The 24,427-nt window shown below is 34.2% G+C and carries 19 protein-coding genes; 11 read left to right on the top strand and 8 right to left on the bottom strand.

Features of this window, described 5'->3' with window-relative positions; genetic code table 11:
- The first annotated feature begins 17 nt into the window (after positions 1-17).
- From ACONDI_RS06740 to ACONDI_RS06715, 6 genes are all read left to right on the top strand, one after another.
- Positions 18-857 (top strand): 4Fe-4S binding protein, encoded by an 840-nt coding sequence (locus ACONDI_RS06740; protein WP_241080699.1) that lies wholly within the window; start codon positions 18-20, stop codon positions 855-857.
- On the top strand, positions 858-3,152 hold the full coding sequence (locus tag ACONDI_RS06735; protein WP_241080698.1) for a molybdopterin oxidoreductase family protein: 2,295 nt from the start codon (positions 858-860) through the stop codon (positions 3,150-3,152).
- A 21-nt stretch (positions 3,153-3,173) separates the two neighbouring features.
- On the top strand, positions 3,174-3,437 hold the full coding sequence (locus ACONDI_RS06730) for a chaperone NapD (protein ID WP_241080697.1): 264 nt from the start codon (positions 3,174-3,176) through the stop codon (positions 3,435-3,437).
- Positions 3,424-3,699, top strand: a complete 276-nt coding sequence (locus ACONDI_RS06725; RefSeq protein WP_241080696.1) for a 4Fe-4S binding protein — start codon at positions 3,424-3,426, stop codon at positions 3,697-3,699. The genes ACONDI_RS06730 and ACONDI_RS06725 overlap by 14 nt, the downstream gene beginning before the upstream one ends.
- A 202-nt stretch (positions 3,700-3,901) precedes the next feature.
- Positions 3,902-5,524 (top strand): ATP-binding protein, encoded by a 1,623-nt coding sequence (locus ACONDI_RS06720; RefSeq protein WP_241080695.1) that lies wholly within the window; start codon positions 3,902-3,904, stop codon positions 5,522-5,524.
- Positions 5,525-5,526: 2 nt separating this feature from the next.
- Entirely contained in the window at positions 5,527-6,333 is an 807-nt protein-coding gene (locus ACONDI_RS06715) for a response regulator transcription factor (RefSeq protein ID WP_241080694.1), read from the top strand.
- Between the two features lie 68 nt (positions 6,334-6,401).
- On the opposite strand, the gene ACONDI_RS06710 is transcribed toward ACONDI_RS06715, so the two are convergent.
- From ACONDI_RS06710 to ACONDI_RS06695, 4 genes are all read right to left on the bottom strand, one after another.
- On the bottom strand, positions 6,402-7,796 hold the full coding sequence (locus ACONDI_RS06710) for an ammonia-forming cytochrome c nitrite reductase subunit c552 (RefSeq protein ID WP_241080693.1): 1,395 nt from the start codon (positions 7,794-7,796) through the stop codon (positions 6,402-6,404).
- 211 nt (positions 7,797-8,007) lie between these two features.
- The gene (locus ACONDI_RS06705) at positions 8,008-8,208 is read right to left on the bottom strand and encodes a cold-shock protein (protein WP_241080692.1); all 201 of its coding nucleotides are present in this window, start codon (positions 8,206-8,208) and stop codon (positions 8,008-8,010) included.
- 145 nt (positions 8,209-8,353) lie between these two features.
- Positions 8,354-10,165, bottom strand: a complete 1,812-nt coding sequence (typA, locus tag ACONDI_RS06700; RefSeq protein ID WP_241080691.1) for a translational GTPase TypA — start codon at positions 10,163-10,165, stop codon at positions 8,354-8,356.
- A gap of 131 nt (positions 10,166-10,296) precedes the next feature.
- On the bottom strand, positions 10,297-12,240 hold the full coding sequence (locus ACONDI_RS06695; RefSeq protein ID WP_241080690.1) for a DUF294 nucleotidyltransferase-like domain-containing protein: 1,944 nt from the start codon (positions 12,238-12,240) through the stop codon (positions 10,297-10,299).
- Positions 12,241-12,385: 145 nt separating this feature from the next.
- Between ACONDI_RS06695 and ACONDI_RS06690 the strand changes: the two genes are divergently transcribed.
- From ACONDI_RS06690 to ACONDI_RS06675, 4 genes are all read left to right on the top strand, one after another.
- On the top strand, positions 12,386-14,299 hold the full coding sequence (locus ACONDI_RS06690) for a sigma-54-dependent Fis family transcriptional regulator (RefSeq protein WP_241080689.1): 1,914 nt from the start codon (positions 12,386-12,388) through the stop codon (positions 14,297-14,299).
- 381 nt (positions 14,300-14,680) lie between these two features.
- Positions 14,681-16,090, top strand: coding sequence for a solute carrier family 23 protein (locus ACONDI_RS06685; RefSeq protein ID WP_241080688.1), 1,410 nt, complete (start codon positions 14,681-14,683; stop codon positions 16,088-16,090).
- Positions 16,091-16,213: 123 nt separating this feature from the next.
- Positions 16,214-17,899, top strand: coding sequence for an aldehyde ferredoxin oxidoreductase C-terminal domain-containing protein (locus ACONDI_RS06680; protein ID WP_241080687.1), 1,686 nt, complete (start codon positions 16,214-16,216; stop codon positions 17,897-17,899).
- A gap of 161 nt (positions 17,900-18,060) precedes the next feature.
- A complete protein-coding gene (locus tag ACONDI_RS06675) occupies positions 18,061-18,570 on the top strand; it encodes a hydrolase (RefSeq protein WP_241080686.1) in 510 nt (169 codons plus the stop codon).
- A 103-nt stretch (positions 18,571-18,673) separates the two neighbouring features.
- Here ACONDI_RS06675 and ACONDI_RS06670 read toward each other — a convergent pair whose 3' ends face one another.
- A complete protein-coding gene (locus tag ACONDI_RS06670; protein ID WP_241080685.1) occupies positions 18,674-19,783 on the bottom strand; it encodes an AIR synthase-related protein in 1,110 nt (369 codons plus the stop codon).
- A gap of 200 nt (positions 19,784-19,983) precedes the next feature.
- Here ACONDI_RS06670 and ACONDI_RS06665 point away from each other — a divergent pair, with 200 nt between their 5' ends.
- Positions 19,984-21,435: a tryptophanase gene (locus ACONDI_RS06665; RefSeq protein WP_241080684.1), complete on the top strand. Its 1,452-nt coding sequence runs from the start codon at positions 19,984-19,986 to the stop codon at positions 21,433-21,435.
- Positions 21,436-21,579: 144 nt separating this feature from the next.
- On the opposite strand, the gene ACONDI_RS06660 is transcribed toward ACONDI_RS06665, so the two are convergent.
- From ACONDI_RS06660 to ACONDI_RS06655, 3 genes are all read right to left on the bottom strand, one after another.
- Complete coding sequence (locus ACONDI_RS06660) at positions 21,580-22,512, bottom strand: bile acid:sodium symporter family protein (protein WP_241080683.1); 933 nt, start codon at positions 22,510-22,512, stop codon at positions 21,580-21,582.
- Between the two features lie 61 nt (positions 22,513-22,573).
- Positions 22,574-22,861 (bottom strand): DUF1294 domain-containing protein, encoded by a 288-nt coding sequence (locus tag ACONDI_RS15750; protein WP_338086472.1) that lies wholly within the window; start codon positions 22,859-22,861, stop codon positions 22,574-22,576.
- A 76-nt stretch (positions 22,862-22,937) separates the two neighbouring features.
- Positions 22,938-24,326 carry a dihydroorotase gene (locus tag ACONDI_RS06655; RefSeq protein WP_241080682.1) on the bottom strand — a complete coding sequence of 463 codons (1,389 nt, stop codon included), beginning with the start codon at positions 24,324-24,326 and terminating at the stop codon, positions 22,938-22,940.
- Between the last annotated feature and the right edge of the window lie 101 nt (positions 24,327-24,427).

Below are 24,427 nucleotides of genomic sequence, written 5' to 3'. Positions count from 1 at the left end.
GCGAAGGAGGCAGTTAATTGCTTAAAAACTATACTGTAAGCCGTTATTTAACCAGAAGTTTTATTGTTTTACTTTTGATTTTACCTAAGTTTGGGTTTTTTACTTGGACAAGTGTGAACCTAAGTAATACGTTACTTTATATCAATCCTATCTTTGGATTACAAGCACTACTTACAAGCCCTGCTTTTTTGACAGTAAGTTTTTTATCAATAGTTGCGATTTTGACATTAATATATATTTTGCTAGGCAGGATATTTTGTGGGTGGATTTGTCCTTTTGGATTTTTTTTAGAACTTTTACATAAAGCCCGCTCTAAATTATTTGTAAATATAGTAAAAACCGATAATAATACCCAAACAATTTATGAATTCAAATATTATTTTTTAATGGTTCTTTTGGTTGTTACTTTAATCACAAGAGTTTCTATCTTAGAAGTTTTTTCACCTTTAACAATGTTTAAAAGGATTATTTTATTTGGATTTACCATGGAAATAATATTCATATTTGCAGTTGTTGCATATGATATAAGTTCAAAAAACAATGGTGGTTGGTGCTTTAGCCTATGTCCCTGGGGAGCATTTTACTCCCTTTTAGCAAAAAGACGTATTTTAAGCATCAATGTAAAAAGTGAAAGTTGTATTAAATGCCTAAAATGTACAAGTGTTTGTAAAGGAGGAGAATACATCTTAAGACCTCATATTATCTCCGAAGGTGAAAGAAAAGTATTAAGTGATTGTATCAATTGTGGTGATTGTATAGATAATTGTCCCCAAAATGCTTTGAAATTTGACTTTAATAAGTCAAATTTAATTAATAAAAAGACATCATCAGAAAAATTAACTAAGGAGGGTTATTAATTGTTTTATTTAACAAGACGCCAATTATTAAAAGCTACTGCTGCAGGTGCTGCACTTGCTGCTTTAGGAGGGGGATGTGGTACAGAAGAAACAGATGAAGAGGAGGTAAAAGATCCAGAAGAAGAAGAGGGGAAGACATGGCACAAAACAGTATGTAGATACTGTGGTGTTGGTTGTGGTGCCATGGTAGGAGTAAAAGAAGGTAAAGTAACAGAAGTTAAAGCTGATGAGGACAACCCAGTCAATAAAGGACAGTTCTGTGTTAAAGCTTACTTTTTAGCAGATATACTGTATACAGATAATCGTCTAAAAACTCCTATGATCAGGAAAAATGGAGAATTAGAAGAAGCAAGCTGGGATGAAGCTCTAGATTTGATTGCCGAAAAATTTACCGAAATAAAAGACAATTATGGCCCAGATGCTCTTTCATTCTATGGTTCTGGTCAATGCAGTGCAGATGAGTCTTATGTTTATAACAAGCTTTTTAAAGGTTTTATAGGGACTAATAACGTGGAAGGAAATCCTAGAACTTGTATGGCAAGTGCCGTTGCAGGCTATGTAACTACTTTTGGCTCGGACGAGCCTATGGGAAGTTACGATGATATTGAAGATGCTGATGTTTTTTTCCTTATCGGTAGTAATGCGCCGGAAGCTCACCCTGTTCTCTGGGCCAAAATGCTTGAAAGAAGATCTGACGATCCAGATGTAGAATTGATAGTTGCCGATCCAAGAGAAACTAGAGCAACTAATGCTGCAGACGAAAAAATTATATTTAAACCAGGTACAGATCTTGCTCTTTTGAATAGTATAGCTAATGTAATAGTGGAAGAAGGACTTACAGATGATGAATTTATTGAAAATCATGTGAACTTTGAAGAAGATGATGAAGAAAGAAGCTTTGATGACTTTGTGCAATTTCTAAAAGATTATTCACCAGAAGATGTAGAAGAAATAGTCGGAATAGATGCAGAAAAAATCAAAGAACTTGCAAGAAAACTAGCAGACCCTGACAAAGATATGATGTCAATGTGGTGCATGGGAATAAATCAAAGGATAAGAGGAGTATGGGCTAATAATCTTATTCATAATATACATTTGATTACAGGAAAAATATGTAGACCTGGTTCCACGCCCTTTTCTTTGACTGGTCAGCCAAGTGCGTGTGGAAGTGTAAGAGAAGTAGGAGCACTATCCCATATGTTACCTGCACATAGAGTTGTAGAAAATCCTGACCATCGAGAAGAAATTGCAAAAATATGGGGTTGTGACACTGATGATATACAGGATGCACCAGGAAAACCTCTAATGGATATGTTTCAGGCAACTGTTGATGAAGAGATTAAAGGCATGTGGGTAATGTGTACTAATCCAGGTCATTCGCTTCCAAATGTAAATCACTATAGAGAAGGTATGAAAAAGGCCTTTTTGGTAGTATCAGAAGGTTATCATCCAACACGAACTTCTGAGCTTGCTGATGTTCTCTTACCTGCTGCAGTATGGTGTGAAAAAGAAGGTGTATATGGTAATGCAGAAAGACGAACCCAGCATATGGAAAAGGCGATAGAACCTCCAGAAGGGGTAAAGCCTGATGTATGGGCACTTTTGGAAGTTGCTAAAAGACTAGGATATGAAGAAAACTTTAATTATGAATCTCTTGATGAGATTTGGGATGAATATAGAGAAACCACACTCGATACAGGAATGGATGTAGCGCCGCTTGATAGATACAGGGAAGAACGGGGGCTTCGTTGGCCTGTACCTGATCCAGATGGACCTGAGACAGTAAGAAGGTTTGTTGCACCGGAGGATCCATATGTTGATGAAGAGGATGAAATTAAATTTTATAGTCAACCTGATGGTAGAGCCAAAGTTTTCCTAAGACCTCACAAAGGTCCAGCAGAAGAACCAACTGAAGATTACCCGTTCTATTTAACTACTGGTAGATTATTAGAACAATGGCATACCATGACAATGACCGGACAAGTTCCAGACTTGATTAAGATAGATGAAGTACAACGTGATGGTATAGAATGGTTTGTAGAAATGAACCCTGAAGACGCTGAGGAGTTAGGTTTAGAAAATGGAGAAAAAGTTAAGATTGAGTCGGAGCGTGGAGAGATAACTAGTAGAATTAAACTTGATGGTAGAGGCAAACCTCAAAAAGGATTGTTATACATGAACTTTCACGATGATGATAGAGATAGATTAGTTAATATAGTAGTGAATGATGCAGTTGATCAAGCTTCTCAGCAGCCTGAATACAAGATCAGTGCAGTTAATATTAAAAAAGCTTAAGAATTTTAGGGAGTGATTTAATTGATTTTTGCAGGTGCTTTAGTGAAACTAAAAGAAGGATTCGAAAAAGAAGTGGAAGATAAGATAAATGAACTATCAGGTGCTCAAGTAGAAGGAAAAAAAGAAGGGGAAATTGCTGTAGTATTAGAAGCTCCAAATACCAATGGTTTAGAAAGCTTATCCAAAGAGATTGAGAATTCCAATGCAAATATACATGGTGTATTTCCAGTTTACATCAATTTTGAAGAATTAGCATTTGGGGAAGAGCAAAATGTTAAAAGATAGTAAATTAGATAGAAGAAATTTTTTTAAAGAACTTTTAAAAAAAGGAGATATTATTAAAGGTAAAGCAGAGATAAATACAGACCGTTGTTTGTGCTATCAAAAGACATTTTGTCAATTATGCTATAACAGATGTCGCAACAATGCCATTAAAATTATTGAAGGGCTATACCCAAAAGTAGATAAAAGTAAATGTCAAGGCTGTGGGCAATGCGAATCAAATTGCGTAAAAAAACCATCAGCAATAAAAGTTTATACTTTTTAAATATTAGGGGCTATTTTAGCCCCTAATATTAGTTAGTGAGATTTTTGATAAATAATTCAATAAATATTAGTATTTATTAATTAGATATTAGAAGGGAAATTAATTATTTTGTAGAACCTTGTAGCAAATATCACAAAGACGAAGAATTATTATTTAAATAATTACTTATTTTATTCTCAAATTACTGGAGGAAATTTGTATCATGAAAAGGATTAAGCGTCCATTAATAAAAACTTTTGTGTTTTATCTTGTCATAATTGTAATTATAATAAACGGCCTGTATCTTGCCTGGACACTTAATAACCAAAAAGAGCAAGCTTTGAATGATATGAGAGAAAAATCCGAAATAATAAGCAAACAATTTTTGTCCATGCGGAGGTTCATGGCCATAAATCAAGATAAAATTAACTATGATTCAGACGGTAATTTTGAATTTAAAGGCTTAAACCCAGCAGCAGTTGGTCAAGGTGTCTCAGCAATTTTTGATGAAAAAACTGATTATGGTATTAAACAAGCAGCTGTTGATGCTAGAAATCCAAACAATGAAGCCGATGAATTTGAAAAAAATAAATTAAAAATTTTAGAGGATAACTCCAAAAAAGAGGAAATTTACAGTGAAACTGAAGTAAATGGCGAACCTTATTTCAGATATCTTAAGCCACTTCATATAGAAACATCATGTTTAGAATGCCATGGAAACCCTAAAGGAGAAAAAGATATAGCGGGTTTTGAAAGAGAAGGCTATGAACAAGGAGATTTGGCAGGGGCTTTGAGTATAAAAGTTCCAATGAAAAGTTTTTACGACAACCTTACAAGTACTTATTTGAGTTATAGTGTGTTTACATTAATTCTAGTTTCAGCATTAATATTTGGTGTATATGGTTTAATGCGTTTTTTAATTGATGATCCGTTAAGAAATCTTACAAATGAAGTGATGAAATTTGGCGAAGGAGATTTTAGGAAAAAACAAAACAAATTTATTGATGTTAATGCTATGGGTGAAATAGCTTTATTGACTGATGAGTTTAATAATATGGCCAGAAAGCTTAGTGAGTTATATGAGAATTTAGAAGATAAAGTTCAGGAAAGGACTGCGGAATTAAGAAAACTAAATAAAAAATTAAAAGATAATAATCGTCTAAAATCTGAATTTTTGGCAAATATGAGCCATGAACTAAAAACACCTTTAACTAGCATAATTGCATGTTGTGAGCTAATGCAAGAAGACGAAGAAGAACGACTTACCAAAGAAGATAAAGAAAATCTACAAGATATTAGGGAAAGTGCCGACAAATTACTTACTATGATTACTGATATATTGGACTTCTCAAAAGCGGAAGCAGGTACATTGGAGTTAAATAAAGAATTGACTGATATTAACAGACTAATATACGATTGTGAGCGAGAACTGCGTCCTTGGGCCAAACAAAAAGAAATAACGCTAGATGTTAATCTTAAAGATGAAAAGAGCCTAATATACTGTGACCCGGTAAAGATTAGACAAATATTAGAAAACCTTTTATCTAATGCAATAAAATTCACACCAAACGGGGGAACTATCAGTATGGGTACAAAGCAAAAAGATAAACATGTTGAAATTTTTGTCGAAGACAATGGGGAAGGGATTAGCACACAAGAACAAGAAAAGATTTTTGAAAAATTCACCCAACTTGATGGTTCTACTACTAGAAGATACAAAGGAACAGGGCTTGGATTATCTCTTGTTAAAGAGCTCGTTGAACTACATGGAGGGAAAATAAATTTAGTGAGTAGTCCAGAGTGGGGAAGTAGATTTACAATTAATCTTCCTCTAGAGGAGGAATAATTATGGATAGTTTTGTCGAGAAGGATTTAAAATCGAAAAGAATACTGGTTGTAGATGATGATGAAAAAATTCGTCGTGTAGTATCACAGTTTTTGAAGAAAAAAGAGTTTGAAGTAATAACAGCTGTAGATGGTTTAGAAGGTGTGAATAGTTATTTTGAGAATAATCCGGATCTAATAATATTAGATTTGATGCTTCCTGAAATGGATGGATTTGATGTTTTGGCAGAAGTAAGAGAATATGACACCAACGTACCAGTTATAATTCTATCTGTTAAAGATGAACTAAAGGACAAAAGCAGAGGATTTTCTTTAGGTGTGGACGATTATGTAACGAAACCTTTTAGTCCTACTGAACTTTATATGAGGATTGTTGCCATACTTAGACGTACTAATAACAATGAACAGACTTTGACTCATAATAGTCAAGTTAGTCAAGAAAATACAAAGAAGAAAGTTGAATTTGACAAAGATGAGGATAATGATAAAGCTAAAATTAATTCTAGTATAGATATAGTTGTAGATAAAAACACAAGAAAAGTTTTGGTTGATGGGGAAGAGGTTAAACTTACTGCAAAAGAGTTTGAATTGTTATGGATATTGGCTAAAAATAAAAATAAAGTATTTACCAGAGAAAAACTTCTTCAAAAAGTTTGGCAAACTGATTATGTAGGTGATATAAATACAGTTAATGTAATGATTAGAAGACTTAGAAGCAAAATTGAAAAAGACCCAGAAGAGCCAGGGGTGATTAAAACCGTTTGGGGTGTGGGTTATAAAGTTGAAGAAGCTAATAAAAAAGACAGCTAAGGCTTAAGTTTTTTTATAGCCAATAGCTGTCTTCTTTGTTAGGGGTTTTAGAGTTTCATATTTTCAGTTTATTCTATGTTATCTTCTAAAAATTCCATGCCTTCATCGATCATTTCATCAGCTTTGTTTAAGACTCTATAGGCTTCGTCCCAGTTATGGAATCCATTACTGTTTTCTACCCAAATAAAATCCCAGTAGAATTGTGCTTCTCTATGGATGGACTGGGCTTCTTCTAAGTTTTCTCCTGTAAGTTCCTCATCATCCTTTGCATCAGCTAATTTGTCGATAAATTCTTCTAGTTTTTCACCAATTCTATTTTGTTTTTCATATACACCTTCTTGGACCTCGGCAGTCTTTTCTTTAACTTCATCCTGGTCTTCCCAATCAGAATGACAGCTTAAACAATCATCTATTGAATCTTCATCTGTTAGAGGACTAGTCCATTTATGAGAGGAGAAAGTTTCTCCGTCATCACTTTCTGTTTCTGGCATATGACAGTCAACGCAGCTTAATCCCATATCTGAATGTACATTTGACTCTTTACCTTCATGCAACAACTCATACTCAGGATGCTGGGCCTTAATTGTTGGTGTTCCTGTTCTTGCGTGTTCAAATTCCCCGTCAAAACCGACTTTTTCATAATGCTCATATTGTTCTTCAGCTGCTAATCCTTCAGACCATGGTAATATTGGCTGACCTTTAGCTTCTACGAATTCTTTATCAGTGTCAAACTCAAAGTAATAATTCACGTGGCACTGTGCACAGGTCTGGTCATTTTCATAGTCTTCATCAAAAGGATCGATGTTCTTAAATTGATCTTCAGAAATCTCGAATGCCTGATCAACATATCCTCTTTGTGCTTGTACAGAGCCATCTTCATGACTATGACAATCTAGACAGCTAACTGTATTATCTCCTACTACCTCTTCAAAAGACGCATCATAAAAATCTCCACCATGTTCTTCTTCACCTACTACTACATCAGAACTTTTGCACGCAAGGCATGTAGCAGGTCTATCTTCCCAATCAGGAAGCCTTCCAGTTTCTTTGACATCTTCTAAAGCATAATAATGACCTCTTGACCTGTTATAACTTTCTGCAAATCCAAATCCGTCATAATTTGTCTGTAAAAATGGATACACCTCAGTATAATCAATCAATTCTCCATCTTTCGAAGCGCCACCAAAAGTAGTGTCCACACCCATTTCATTCATTTCTGATGTTTCTTCCCAGGTGGCATATTGATTTGGGAAGAATTCATTCCATGCATCAGGATCAGCGGCCTCTTCAAGATCTAATCCTGTAAATTCTTTTGGTTCTTCTGCTAGACCTTCATCAGGCTTTTCTTCTTTTTTGTCTACTTCGTCTGGCTCGTCAACTTCGCCCGGGTCACAGCCAATTGCATGAAAAGTGAAAATGAGTGCTAATGAAAATAAAACTACAAGAAATACTACTTTTTTCATGTTTTCGAAATCCCTCCTTTATATTCTTCTTATATTTTTCGACACAAATCTGTAACAATTTTCACGTTTATATTATAATAAAATTTATTACATTGGAATTAATCAAATATTACAAAAGTATTACAAAAGGTTAATTCGAATTTATAATTAGCCATAAAAAAACTGCCCCAAATTGAAATTGGGGCAGTTTTTGTAGTCAAAGTTATCTAATCTATAACTTAACTACTTCAGCAGCTTGAGGTCCGCGGTCGCCTTCAACAATGTTGAATTCAACTTTTTGACCTTCATCAAGAGTCTTGAAACCATCCTCTTGAATAGCTGAGAAGTGAACGAATACGTCGTTTCCTTCTTCTTGCTCGATAAATCCGTAACCTTTGTTTGAGTTAAACCATTTAACTGTTCCAGTATTCATTAAAAAAAACCTCCAAAAAAATTTAAATATTTTGTAGTATGTAAAGAATTAAAAGTCTACTATGTGGACTCACTTCTTTAATACAACAATAATTATTATAGCATCAATATTTGGCCATGTCAACAAAATTTGCCTAATTAATTATCTAATTTTTCCTAAACTGCTTTTTTAATGTTTTTTTCCTAAGTCTTATATGCTTAGGAGTTATCTCAACTAACTCATCATCATTAATGAATTCTAAAGACTCTTCTAAAGTCATTAGCTTTGGCGGAGCAATTTTAACAGTGTTGTCTGATCCTGCTGCTCTGACGTTTGTGAGATGTTTTTCTTTACAAACGTTTATATCTAGATCACCTTCTTGAGGTCTTTTTCCTACGATCATACCTTCGTAAACCTTAGTCCCAGGTGAGATAAAAAATTCGCCTCTATCTTCCATAGCATTAATACTATAAAATGTCGCTTCTCCGTCTTGATGGGCGATTAAAACCCCGTTTACTCTTGTAGAGAAGTCACCTTTATAAGGTTCATATTGATAGAAGTTATGATAGAAAACCCCTTCACCTCTAGTAAGGGTTAGAAATTGTGATCTAAATCCAATAAGGCCTCTTGCTGGAACTTTGAACTTTAATCTGGCATTTTCATTAGATATATTTTTGAACTCTAGTAGTTCGCCTTTCCTCTGATTTAAGGCCTCAATTACTGAACCCGTATATTGTTCTGGCAAGTTAATAACTACAGACTCCACTGGTTCGCATTTTACACCATCAATGGTTTTGTAGATAACTTCTGGTTTAGATACCTGAAATTCGTACCCCTCACGGCGCATTTTTTCTATTACCGTAGAAAGGTGGAGTTCACCACGGCCTGAAACTTTGAATAGCTCAGGATTATCAGTTTCTTCTACTTTTAAGCTTACATTTGACTTCTGTTCTGTAAAAAGACGTTCTTTTAATTTCCTTGAAGTAAGGTATTTACCATCTTTTCCTGCAAAAGGACTATTGTTAACTCCGAAAGTCATTGATATTGTTGGTTCGTCTATTTGAGGAGAAGGTAGTTTCTCTGGATGATCAGGGTTCGCAAGGGTTTCTCCAATATTAATCTGATCTATACCAGAGATGGCAACTATATCACCGGCTGACGCAGTATTTACTTCAGATTTATCCAGGTTTTCATAGGTAAAAATTTGACCAGCTTTGGTTTTGGTTTTTTTATCATTTTCTCCCAGGATAACTATTTCATCATGTTTTGATATTGACCCTCTATTTATCTTCCCGACAGCATATTTCCCCAAAAAACTATCATATTCAGTACTAGTCACAAGCATCTGAAAGGGGCCTGATGGATCAACATTTGGGGAAGGGACCTCTCTTAAAATTGATTCAAATAAAGGTTCAAGAGTTGGATTTTTAATATTTTTTTCATCATTCAAATTTAAATAAGAAATCCCTTTTAGGGCATCTGAATAAACAATAGGAAAATCTAACTGATCTTCCTTAGCATCCAAATCAAAAAAAAGATCTAAAACCTCATCGGCTACTTCCTGAGGTCTTGCCATAGGGCGGTCAATCTTATTTATTACAACGATTGGGATTAGTCCAAGGGAGAGAGCTTTTTCTAGCACAAACTTTGTTTGAGGCATTGGTCCTTCAACAGCATCAACAAGAAGTAAAACTCCTTCTACCATATTAAGAATTCTTTCAACTTCTCCACCAAAATCTGCATGTCCAGGTGTGTCGACTATATTAATTTTAGTATCTTTATATTTAATAGCGGTATTTTTTGATAATATGGTAATACCTCTCTCTCGTTCTAGATCATTGGAGTCCATAATTCTTTCACTTACACTTTCTCTTTCATGAAAAACCCCGCTTTGTTTTAATAGTCCATCTACCAGGGTGGTCTTGCCATGATCAACATGTGCTATCAAAGCAATGTTTTTAATCTCGTTAATATCCAATTTGTATTCCTCCTACATATATAGTTAACTTTATTATTATAGCAAATAATTGATACTTATAAAAGTATAATAATAAATTAAAAAAGCGCACCGTTTTGAGTGCGCTGAATCTTAGAATAAATGCGCTATTTTTAGACATAAGCGTGAAAGCTTTTTGTGGCTAAATTAAGTAATTTATCTACTGTAGAAAGCGAATCTTTTAAATTGTTAGTTTCCCATACTGATAAGTCTTTTAGAGACAGATAATTATTAGGTACTTCTCTTCTTTCTTTCTTTTCAACATTTTCTTTTAATCTGTACATCATAAAGGTCTCATAAGCAGCTTGTATGAATTTGGCCTGATCTTTATTAAAAACATTTTTTTCTTCTAATTGGGATAATCTTTCATGAGTGTTTGTTTCTATAATTCCTTCTCTTAAAGCAAAAACTTTTATAGAGTCAACAATTTGAACACAGGCAGACTCTTTAAGGTCAATATACCTGCCATATTCTCTATCCTTTTTTGCCTTTATTCTCCTGAAAGTACTAATTATAGGTCTTGTTGTCATTGCATTTTTTACAATATAGTGATGAGCGACAGTACTTTCTCTGAATTGTCTTAAAACAAAATTTTTCAATAAATCATAGTACTTCTTATCTCCGTATAAATGTCTGAAGTCTAAAAAGATAGACATGGATTTCGTATTTTTTTCATTAGGTGAATCAGTCCAACTTTTTACAAGCGCTCTCCAGCTTTTAAAAGAGCGACACCATTTAGGGTTATTAGCCATCACGTTATCATGACACTCGTTAAAACCACACTTAATTAATCCAAAAATAATTTTTTCTCCTAATTTTAAAAAATAATCTTTAACTTCTTGTTCATTTTGCTTGATAGGATCTGCATAAATAATTCCATTATCCATATCTGTAATCATTAATTGCTCTCTACGACCATTACTCCCCATAGTTATGAAACTATAATTTACCGGGGGTTCTCCATGCCCTTCCTGAATCATTTCATCTTCTGCTAATTTTATAATTTTCCTATTTAGCTGATCGTAATATTCATTTATAATTTCACAAGTTATCCTTGTACTAGTTCTTTCTTTTACTAATTCTATCATTAGAAAATCTATGTCGTTCTTTGAGTGTAGTAAGTCATCAAATGCTTTTGCTTTATCGATTTTGTTGGATATATAAATTGCTCCCAACTTTTTTGATTTGATTAAGTCCCTTAAACTTAAAATTCCAATTGGTTCATTATTTGGGTCTGTTATGACCATGTGCTTTAATCTATACTTCACCATTAAGACAAGGGCTTTGTACATATACTCGTCAGGGGGCAAAGTTATAACATTTTCATGACATATACCTTCAGCTTTATTATACTTTGGAGATATCTCATTAGCTATAACATTTTGAACTAGATCCTTTTCGGTAATTATTCCATATAGTTTGTTGTTATTATCTAGGACGATAACTGAACTTACATCATTGTGTTCCATAATTCGAGCTACCCTTTTTACTGAGTCCTCTTTATTACATACTACAACAGGTTTTTTCATTTTTTCTTCAATAGGAATCCATAAATGGTTATTATTTTTAAAATATTGACTTAATGAGCTGTTTTTTTCTACTGTTATATAACTTTCATATATGCTTTTAAGTCGTTCTCCAAGGTTTTTTTTGAAGTGGCGCGAAAATTTTGGAGTTTCACTAGCGAGTTTTCTAAAAGTTTCGTTGTCTAGTATTAAACAATCTGTTGTTTCTGCAACTTTAGCAGATAGTGCATACCTGCCGTCTGAGAAGAAAGTAGGGGTTCCAAAAAAGTTATGAGGTATTATTTCGTATTGTTTCACTTGTCTTCCTTGGTTGTCCTTTGTTAATAGTTCTATTCTTCCCTTAAGGACAATAAAAATAACCTCTTTATTAGATTCACCTTGTCGAAACACATAGCTACCTTCGGGATATCTTCTAATCTGAAGTTTTTCTAAAAAGCTTCTCAAGGTATCTTCTTTAATAAAGGTAAAGGGTTCTAAATTTTGTATAAGCTGTTTGTAATCAGTTGAAATTTCACAGTCAAAGTAATACATAATAACCACCTGGTTTTGTTGAAATATTTTGAAAACTTAACTAAATTTTATACCAAGATCATTATTTAAACAAGTGATAACTATAGCATGTATATGAACTTCTTGATATAATAATTACGCTGAATAAAATAATGAGGTGATTATATTGAAGCATAGCCTATCTGAAATTAAACGGGAATGGGCAAAGTTTCAAAAAGGTACTCAAGTATCAGATAATATTATACGGCCTGAAATCTTGAACTCATGGATGAGATCAAAAAGAAATAGAATAGATCCGGAATTAGATCTTAAAAAACTCTTGTTGGATGAGTGGGAATTAAATAGGAAATTAAAAGAAAACAAGTCATTAATTGATGTATGTATTCCATTTATGGAGATTTTGCATCAATCAGTAGAAAACTCAGGCTTTGTAGTTATCTTAACTGATAAAGATGGCTATTTATTAGAAATGGTTGGAGATGATCATGTTGTTGAGAATGCTAAGAAAAACTTTTTGGTTCCTGGTGCATGTAGATCAGAAAAGCTAGTTGGCACAAATGGTATAGGTTATTCACTAGCTGAAAGAAAACCGATCCAAATTGTTGGCGCTGAACATTATAATGTTCAATTTCATAAGTGGACCTGTTCTTCAGCGCCTATACACAGTCCGGAAGGGAATTTAGTTGGAGCCCTTAATTTGTCTGGAGATTATAACTTAGTCCACAAACATACATTAGGTATGGTAATCTCCATCGTTAAGGCGATTGAAAATGAATTACTTTTAAAAGATAAAAATGAAAAGATGATGAATTTAAACAATTCATTATTAGCTACCATAGAAGCTTTTTCGGATGGTGTAATAGCTGTAGATAATAATGATAAAATAATTCATATTAACAAAAAAGCAGCTAAAATGCTTGATTTAGAATATAAGGATAATTTGAGAAAGATTATAAAAGAGAATAAAGGTAAGAAAGGTAAGAACAAAGGTGAGATTTCCCTAGATACAAAAGAAGGCAAAAAAAGATTTTTAATTGAAACTACTTCTTTGAAATCAAACAACAGTTTTATTGGTAGTCTAATAACTTTGAAGGAAAAAAGTAATGTTAGTAACTTTATTAACAAAGTTACAGGCTCTAATGCTAGATTTTCTTTTGAAGATATTAAAGGGAAAAGTTCTAAAATTTTAGAGGCTACAAAACTTGCCAAAAAAATTGCAGGAAGTAACTCTACTGTACTTTTACAGGGAGAAAGCGGTACAGGGAAAGAGCTCTTTGCACAGGCAATACACAATTCAAGTGAAAGAGCCGACAAACCTTTTGTTGCAATAAACTGTGGTGCCATTCCAAGAGACTTAATAGAAAGTGAACTATTTGGTTATGAAGAAGGTGCTTTTACTGGTGCCCTAAAAGGTGGCAAATTAGGAAAATTTGAATTAGCAGATGGTGGTACGCTTTTTCTAGATGAGGTAGGAGAACTTTCTTTAGAAATGCAGGTAAAACTTTTAAGAGTTATACAAGATAATAAGGTTACAAGGGTAGGAGGAAAAGAGCCAGTACCATTTGATGTGAGAATAATTTCTGCAACAAACAAGAATCTTTATAACGAAGTACAAATGGAGAAATTTAGAAGAGATCTATATTATAGATTAAATGTAATGACAATCGAAATCCCACCTCTAAAAGAAAGAAAAGAGGATATTCCAGTTTTATCAAATCATCTAATTGAAGTTATCAGTAAAAAGCTATCCTTACCAGCGCCAAAAATTGATAAAAGAGCTATGGAAATTTTGATAAACCATGATTGGCCGGGTAATATTAGAGAGCTAGGTAACGTTATCGAAAAAGCTATTGTACTTTCTGAAGGAAAAACTTTAAAAAAAGAGCATTTTACAATAGATGTGACAATAGAAGGTAAAAAAGATGATATTGTTCTGCAACCTTTGGATGAGCTAGAAAAACAAGCAATAATAAGAACATTAAATTATACAGATGGAAATATCAAAGAAGCTAGTAAAATTCTTAATGTTTCTAGAAATACAATGTACAGAAAAATGGAAAAGTACAGCATAGACAAATGATGTATACAACGAAAATGTATTAATCTGACACAAAACTGTTCAATTATGACACATTGAGTTATATTAAGTTATTAAAAATCCGAGTTAAGTGTGATGTTTTGAAACACTGACTCGGGTTTTTATTGTTCAAGTGTACCATATTGACACATTGCCAAATCCCTGCAAGGAAATTTTATCTTAGTTCTAAACATTATAAAAGTTTATTTGATTATAAAACTTTTATAATGTTTAATTATGTCGCTTTTTGTCGGAAGACATGTCAGTTAAATAAAAATTAATTATTTAGTATCTTATTTATTGGCATAGAATTTGCAACTAAAGTAAGGTCGAAGAATTTATAAACTCATACTTTTTTTACTATTAACCAAAGGAGGGAATAAAATGTCTAAACAGACTTTTCCTCTTCGTAAAAGAGAAGAGGGAGGAGAACAGCCTTATTTTCCTTTAGGACCATTTAAGATCAGATTACCACTAGTACATTACAAATGGGCATGGACTGAGTTTTTAGCAGCTTTATTTTTGGGTGTTGCTTGCCTAGGTGCAGGTACTGCAATTACAATTGACGTGCTTGGAGTTGACTCTTTTGAGATTGCACTTACATTTGCAGTAGTGAACGCTATTATGTATGCAGTTCCAGCTCACTTTGGTGATCCAGTAGTTCCAGGGTGGATTACTCCGGCATTACCGCTTACGATTGCTTATTTATCTGATTTTGCAATTGGGCCCGAGAGAATTCATGCAATGATTGCATTGCAACTTGTTGTAGCCTTACTATTCTTTATTATGGGTATGACCGGTCTTGGCGCCAAGCTGGTAAATATAATACCTATCTCTGTCAGAGGTGGTATAATTCTTGGTGCAGGTTTTGCAGCAGCGTTAAATGTTATTAACGATAGAATACCGCAAGGACCAGTCACATTAACTATTTCCGTTATCATAGCATTTTTCTTCCTATTCTCTAAAGTTTTAACTAAACTTGCTGAAAGAGACAGTAGGTTTAAAATTCTAAAAGGACTTGGAATTGTTCCACCGCAGTTATTTGCTATTTTTGCCGGACCTTTTTTGATAAGAGAGCTTCCTATTCCAGAAATTGAATGGGGCTTTACACCGCTTAATTTTGGACATGTTTTTGAAAACTATACAGTCTTTGGTATAGGAGTCCCTGACGCTAACCTTTTTGTTTTGGCAATCCCTATGGCCTTAATGGCTTATGTAATAGCCTTTGGAGATATGATCCTTGGTCAGGATATTGTTAGAGAATCCCGCGAAAAAAGGCCTGATGAAACAATTGAAATAAATACAAATAGATCAAACCTGGTTAATGGTATAAGAAATGGACTTATGGCTTTATTCACACCATGGGTGCCTATGAACGGACCCCTTTGGGCAGCTGGGCTTGTGCCTATAACAGAAAGATATAAAATGGGTAAAAAGACTATGGATTCAATTTGGGATGGACTTGGTACATTTAGAGCTGCAACAGTTATAGCAGTTATGCTTATGCCTCTTGTTACACTTATCAAGCCAGCTTTTGATATATTCTTTGGTATAACAATGGCAGTTCAGGTTGTAGTTTGTGGTAATATTGGAATGAGGCTTCTACAGACTAACGAACAAAGATCTGTAGCGATAGTAATGGCAGGTATAATAGCTATAGTTGGTCCTGCACAGGGATTGATCTCAGGAGTTATTCTTTACTTCATCATAGAATATGGAGGCAAATTCGAAAAAGAAGATGCTGCACTTGCAGAAGGAATTGATGAAGAAGATGAAGAAAATGAAGAGAAGTAATAAATAAGTAATAAATAAATTAAAAGTTCCGTGTCATATGCATAATTACACGGAACTTTTACTCTTATTTTGTTTATTACAATTTACAATTAATTGATCTTGTTATGATTTGGGGGTGGAAACATGCTTTTGCGGGTTAACATGAAAGAAGGAAAAATTACAGACGAACAATTAAATAATGAACTTCAACGTATTGGAGGACGAGCTTTAACTTCCCATGTAGTTAGTCAGGAAGTAAATCCTAACTGCGACCCTTTAAGTGGAGAGAATAAGATAATATTTGCGGTAGGTCCTTTTGCAGGTACAAATCTTACTTGCTCGGGTAGGCTATCAATTGGAGCTAAGAGCCCTCTTACGGGTGGGATTAAAGAGTCTAATGCAGGAGGAACAACCGGACACAAAATCGCAAGACTTGGTTACAGGGGCATAATAGTGGAAGAAAAGCCAGAAAAAGGACTATATAACCTAGTAATTGATAAAGATGGAGCAAGGCTGGAGGATGCTGAAGAATGTAGAGGAATGAACAATTATGAACTTAGTGAAAAGCTATTACAAAAATATCCGGGCAGTGCTTTAATAACTATTGGCAGTGCTGGAGAAAAAGAGCTTTCAACCGCATGTATTGCTAATTTGGATATGGACGATAATCCTAGTCGGATGAATGGTCGTGGTGGCCTTGGAGCTGTAATGGGTACTAAAGGATTAAAGGCAATTATAGTGAATGATGAAGGTTGTGAAAGAGAAAAATTAACTGAAGAATATAAAAACTGGGTGAAAGAGTTAAATAAAGTCGTAAAAGAAGCGCCCACTACACCAACTTATAGGGATTATGGTACCCCTGCTATGGTTGATGTTACTAATGCTTTGGGTGGACTTCCAACTTATAACTTCTCTAGGGGCAAATTTAGTGAAGCAGACAAAATAAATGGTGAATACTTGAGAGATATTATTGAAAAAAGAGGGGGAGACGGGAGTCCAAGCCACCCTTGTATGCCAGGATGTATTATTAGGTGTTCTAATATATACCCAGATGAAAAGGGTGAAACCATTGTAGCTCCTTTAGAATATGAAACCATTGGACTTTTGGGCTCTAATTTGGGAATAGGTGATTTGGATAAGATAGCCCATCTGAACTATATATGTAACGATGTAGGTGTTGACACCATTGAGGTGGGAGCAGCAATAGGGGTTATGATGGACGAAGATGTATGTGAGTTTGGCGATTATGAAAAAGCAAAAGAGCTTTTACAAGAAATAGATAAAGGAAGCCTTATCGGTAGAATTATTGGTTCAGGAGCATTAACAACCGGTCAGGTATTTGGATCTAAGAGAATCCCTACTGTCAAAGGGCAATCATTTGCCGCGTATGATCCAAGGTCAATTAAAGGGTTAGGTGTGACATATGCTACTTCTCCTATGGGAGCAGATCATACTGCAGGTAATACAGTTAGAGCAAATGTTGACCATAAAGACCCAGAACCACAAATTGATTTATCAAAAAAGTCACAGCTTTTATCTACTGCAATTGATGCCTTGGGTATTTGTCTTTTCACCGTTGGAGGACTTGGAGCAAATCAAAAGTCTTTAGTTGAAGCTTTGAATGCTCGCCTTGGAGGAGAAAAAAGTGAAGAATATTTAAGAGAGTTAGGTGAAAAAATCTTACTTCTCGAAAAAGAATTTAATAATAAAGCAGGTTATAGTGAAGGTGCAGACCGGCTTCCTCATTACATGTACGAAGAAGTAAATCCTGATAGCAACGTTTCCTTTGATGTTGATTCAAAAAAATTAGATGAGTTTTTTGATAAATAACTGTTGAGGCATTTTGCTTCAACAGTTTTTTATTTTATAAAGGAACTAATTAACAAATATCGAAGTATAAGAATTATAAGAAGTATAAGATAAAATAATTTTGGGGAGGTGGAATTTATTAGCATGGAAAAATATTATATCAAAAAGAAGAATCTTTACTAATGGTGATCGATATTCAAGAAAAACTACTTCCATCAATGAAATATGGCAATCAAATTATTGAAAAAACTAATATATTAACCCAGATAGCTAACAAATTAGGCATGCCTGTAATAGCTACAGAACAATATCCAAAAGGCCTGGGAAGAACAGTTGAAAGGGTAACAAAATACTTTGATCAGGTAAAAGTGTTTGAAAAAATGACTTTTTCAAGCTGTACGGAGGAATTATTAAGTTATTTAAAAGAAAATGGTAAAAAGAAAATAATAGTATCAGGAATGGAAACCCATGTATGTGTTTATCAGACAGTAAGAGATTTGTTAAAAGAAGGATATCAAGTTTTTGTGGTAAATGATGGGGTCTGTTCGAGGAAAAAAGAAGATTATTTCAATGGCTTAGCTTTAATGCAGGAAATGGGAGCAGTAATCATTAATACCGAAAGCGTATTTTTTGATCTAATGAAAGAAGCAGGAACCCCGGAATTCAAAGAACTATCTCCATTGATTAAGTAAGTATAATTTAATTAAATACTAAACTTTGGAAAATAAAAAAGGATTACCTTGCTACAACAGTACTAAGTATGCAGGGTAATCCTTTTTTTGTACTATAATTGCTCTACTCTTTTAGCTTTTCAATAGTTTCCTCAGATGGATTGTTTGGAATTGTTGCAACTTCTTCGCCGTTGTATTCAAATACAACCTTTTCATCATCTGTCATTTCACCAATTACAGCTGTAGCAACATTACTGTCTTGGGACTTAATAGCTTCTAAAACTTCATCTACATCGTTTGGTGAAACCTGGACTAACATTCTAGCTTGAGTTTCACAAATCAGAACTTCCTCAGGAGATATATTATCTACCTTGACCGGCACTTTTGTTAAATCTACCTTTGCTCCAAGGCCTCCAAAACGGGCAGATTCACATACTGCAGCACCTACACCTGCAGCCCCAAGATCAGAACAAGCATTTATCTTTCCTGTTTTAAAAGCTGCTAAACTAGCTTCCATGGTTTCTCTTTCTTCCTCAAAAAGTGCCTGGGCAGGTAACATTTCTTCTACAAGTCCAGCTCTATATAATGTATCGTTTCCATCGTTTCCGGTTTTACCAATTATAATAAGTTTGTCTCCTGTTGATTTGGCAGGCTTAGTTAGTGGTTTTTCTGTAACCAACTTTCCAATTACGGACACTACAACTGCAGGTACTATATCACTAAACGATGTAGAAAACCCTCCACCGGCAACAAAAACATCCATATTATCACACATATCCCTAATACCCTGTAGCATTATATCAAGTCTTTCCTGGCTTGTGGTCACTTTGCAATTACCACATGTGCATTTTCCCTGAAAACCGCAGGGTCCAATAATAACCTCATCTTCTAAGGGTCTTGTACCAATGAAGTCTAATAAAAATAAAGGTCTAGCACCCATTGCTACAACATCTCTCATAGCACCACCAGCACCTGTTGCAGAACCATCATACGGTCTTGGGACACAAGGCGAACAGTGGCTCTCCATTTTAGCTGCAATCAGGCCCCCTTTTTCAGAAACATCAACCACTGCGGCGTCATCATCGGCATCGGGTCCTACTACAAGGGCGTTTGGCCAATTTTCGTTCACCTTATCATTTAGCGTTTTGAACTTACCAAAATCAATTGCTTTATCAATATTGTGGTGCAAATGAACAAACAAACCATGCATAAGAGCTTTTTCAATTTTTTTCAATTTATTTCCCTCCTAGAGTCTATATCAATATGTACCCTGCTATATTTCGCTGATTATTTTTATTTTTCCTCCCGGTTAATGAACCATGCGCTGAATTTTTGCTTTATTTGCTTTATTAGAAGGAAAAAACTTTATAATTATAGAATTTTGGTCATGATTTCAGCAGTGTATTTAATAATTTAAGACAGGAGTGAATATAAATGGACGACAATGTCAAATTCTTTTACGGGGAAAATGTACCTCTTGAAATGCACAAAGTTAGAATAGTACAAAGACTAAATTTGCTTCCAATTGAAAAGCGTTTTGATGCAATCAATGAAGCTGGCTACAATACTTTCTTGTTAAAAAATCGCGATGTCTACTTAGACATGCTAACTGATAGTGGAGTCAATGCCATGAGTGATAATCAGCAGGCAGCAATGATGCAGGCTGATGATAGTTATGCAGGGTCTGAAACATTTACAAGATTAGAAAACAAAATACAAGAACTCTTTGGTAAAAAATATTTTTTGCCAATGCACCAGGGTAGAGCATGTGAAAATATATTATCTCAAAATTACGTTTTTCAGGATTCAGTTATACCTATGAATTACCATTTCACTACCACTAAAGCACATATTACTATTAACGGTGGCATTGTAGAGGAACTATTTTTAGATGAAGCTTTAGTTGCAAAAAGTGAAAACCCATTTAAAGGCAATATGGATATTAAAAAATTACGTGATTTGATAGAAGAAAAGGGTGCTGATAAAATTCCATTTGTAAGGATGGAGGCTGGCGCTAATCTTATAGGTGGGCAGCCTTTTTCACTTCAAAACTTAGAAGAAGTACGAAAAGTTTGTGATGATTTTGGCTTAAAACTTGTACTAGATGCTAGTTTGTTACAGGATAACTTATATTTCATAAAAAATAGAGAAGAAAAGTGTAAAAACATGAGTATAAAAGAGATAACTAAGGCTATTTCTGACCTTTCGGATATAATTTATTTTTCAGCTCGTAAGCTTGGCTGTGCCCGTGGCGGTGGCATGTGCATGAATGATGAAGAAGCTTATATGCAGATGCGTGAATACGTTCCTCTCTATGAAGGGTTTCTTACTTATGGTGGTATGTCAGTTCGCGAAATGGAAGCAATTGTTGTTGGACTTGATGAAACTATGGATGAAGGGATTATAGAACAAGGACCAAAATTCATAAAATATATGACTGAAGAGCTAGAGAAAAAAGGAGTTCCTGTTGTAACACCACCGGGAGGCTTAGGTTGTCACTTGAATGCTATTGAATTTGTTGATCATATCCCCCAAAGCAAGTATCCTGCTGGCGCACTTGCTTCTGCCCTTTATCTTGTAAGCGGAGTTCGTGGGATGGAGCGTGGTACATTATCTGAAGAAAGAGATAAAGATGGAAATGATACTCTCGCTCATATGGAGCTTCTCCGTTTAGCTTTGCCTAGAAGGGTCTTTACACTGTCTCAAATCAAGTATGCAGTTGATCGTATTGCCTGGCTTTATGAAAATCGTAAGTTAATTGGCGGGCTAAAATTTGTTGATGAGCCAAGGGTATTAAGGTTTTTCTTTGGAAGGTTAAAGCCAATTACTGATTGGCCAGATGAACTTTATCAAAAGTTTAAAGAAGATTTTGGAGATAGTTTGTAATTAAATTCAAATGAAAACGAGGCAATAACAAAGATACTATTAAAAAAACTTAAAAGAACATAAAAAAATAAGGGGCTAAACCCCAAATTTTGGGACAGCCCCTTATCAAATTGAAATCTTACAACTTAAAATAATGAAAGATGCTTATTCTCTATCCGATTTTCTTGCCCAATAAGTAGCAAGAAGTGGACCAGAAATATTATGCCAAACACTAAAAATTGCACCTGGTAAAGCAGCCAATGGGCTAAAATGAGCCATGGCAAGAGATGATGCAAGACCAGAGTTTTGCATACCTACTTCGATAGATATTGCTCTTCTTGATGCTTCATCTATATCAAAGAATTTACCAATGCTATATCCAATAAATAACCCAATAATATTATGCAAAATAACTGCAAGAAAAATTAAGACGCCACTTGTAACTAGCTCTTCTGTATTTACAGAAACAACACCACCTACTATAGCGACGATAGCAAGAACACTTATTAATGGTAAGACTTTAATAGCTTTTTCAACAATTTTGCTGAATAAACTTCTAACAATAATACCAAGCACAATAGGTAATATTACTATTTGAACTATCTCAATAAACATATCACCAGCAGCTACAGGAAGCCACTGACCTGCAAGAGCCAATGTAATGATTGGTGTAAGTAATGGTGCAAGAATGGTTGATATAGAAGTCATAGATACAGAAACTGGAACATTTCCTTTTGCAAGATAAGCCATTACATTAGACGCTGTTCCTCCGGGACAGGTACCAACAAGGACCATCCCAACGGCAAGTTCTGGTGGCAGGTTCATTATAGTAGCTAAAGCAAAAGCAACTAGACTCATTATAGTATACTGAGCTATAACTCCAACAATGATTGACTTAGGTTGTGATAGAACTCTTTTAAAATCTTCAGTTTTTAAGGTCATTCCCATACCAAACATAATAATTCCAAGTAAAAGAGGTATTCTCTCAGGTATGCCCTGGAATGAGGCTGGCGCCCAAAAAGCTAATACAGCAACAATAATAACCCACACTGCAAAATAATCTCCTGCAACTTTACTGATTCGCTCTAATGTTTTCATAAGTTCTACCTCCATATTTTAGTTTGAGTTAAATTATTTTCATAATTAAATTATATTTTTTTTAAAAAATCCCTGCATGATATTCAAATAATTTTTTAAATACAAACAGGTGAAGCAGTATTAAAAATGGAATAAAGTATTTAAAAACTTTTCTATTAATTTTGTGCCTGAATACTTTCATGCCAATAAAAATACCTGGTGAACCACCAACTACAGCTATAAATAATAAATTTTTTTCTGGTATTCTCCATTTGTTTTTTACCGCTCTTTTTTTGTCTAAGCCTATTAAAACAAACCCTGTTATATTAATTAAGATTATTATAATTAATAAAATATTAATTTTTATCACCTCAAGTCTATGTTAATATAAACTATAGAATATTTCATTCATTTCTCTACAAAACCCTCATAGAATTGGTTGTGTATTAGGCATCTAAATAGAACGAATCTCTATCGATTTTTGATGTTTTTATGTTACCAAATTCTTTATCACAAAAATCAGTAGTATATAATGTACCCTTTTCTCCAATAACAGTACCGTCAATCATGATTATATTTCCACCAGCAATTGTCATATAAGCATTGTTTTTGTCATAATCAATAACTGTTAAGTCTGCATCAGCACCTTCTTTGATAAAACCTTTGTTCTCAAATCCAAAAACTTTTGCTGGTTTGTAACTCATCTTATTAGCCATATCTAATATGCTAAAAGCACCAAACTTAACAAGTAATAACGCCTGATGTAATGACACATTACGTGGAATCCCACCACCGTCAGTAGAGATCATATCGACTATGAATTCGTCATTCTTATCTTTTGATGTTGCACAAAGATACGCAACATCCATCAAATTAACGGGAAAACTTACAGTGGTATCAGTCTTATTATCTAGCCAGTACTGAACTCCATTTTCGCCTTTGAGTAATATTTTTTCATCATTTTTGATAGCATTAACCATAGCAAAGCCATCTGTAATTGCTTTTTCTAACCCCTTTTTAGTTAGGTCATATCCTCCTATTTTTAGGCAGTTCTGTGTTACTTTACTCAGGGGCTCTCCGTTAGTACAGTAACCACTAGTTGCATTTATTTTGGCCAGGTAAGAGCCGGAGATGATATTGTCGTTACTGCTCAATTCTTGGAGCAATTCCTTTAATTCATCGAGAGGTTCTTTTGTCATCCCTCTACAATAACTATTTACATGAGGGATATAAACACGGTAATCTCCTGCTAATTCTACAGCTTCTCTAAATCCTCTCAAATCACTTCTAGAAGAAAGAGTTCCTGCATGAAATGCGATTATAACCTTTTTCTCATTACAATACTCAAATATATACTTAGTGGTTTCTTTACTCAAAGGGTAGTGACCACCCATAATTTTTATTCCCATAGCTCCCTGTTTAAGAGTGTCATCAATAACTTCTTTAACTTGTGATTTGTCAGCATCAGATGACAAATTATACCCTGGCCTTAACGACTCTAAGCAGCCAATATTTAGTCCACTACCTTTGTTATATAAGGAATGGATCACACTTTCTAATGGTCCAGCAAAATCTATTGCGGTAGTAACACCAGACTTCGCCATCATTTTGTGTCCTTCAGGACCACCTAATAAACTAGATATATGTACGTGAACATCTATAATTCCTGGAATCACTATTTTGTCTGATAGATCAATATGATTCTTAGAGGTAGTTATAATATCCCTACTTATTTCTATTATTTTATTATCTTTAATTCCAATGTCCATAATATCATTTAACTGGCTGCTATAATCTACAATTCTGGCGTTTTTCAAAACTAAGTCATAAATCAATTTAAATCCCCCCATTAACATGATCTAATACAAGCTTAATAATATAATAGTTAACTTTCTAATAAATCAACTAAAATCCTTCTTTAAGAATTATAATCAAC

The sequence above is a fragment of the Natranaerofaba carboxydovora genome (assembly GCF_022539405.1).
GTDB classification, from domain to species: Bacteria; Bacillota; Natranaerobiia; order Natranaerobiales; family Natranaerofabaceae; genus Natranaerofaba; species Natranaerofaba carboxydovora.
Note: the sequence above shows the minus strand (reverse complement) of the source record. Positions and strands in the feature narration are given on the sequence as shown.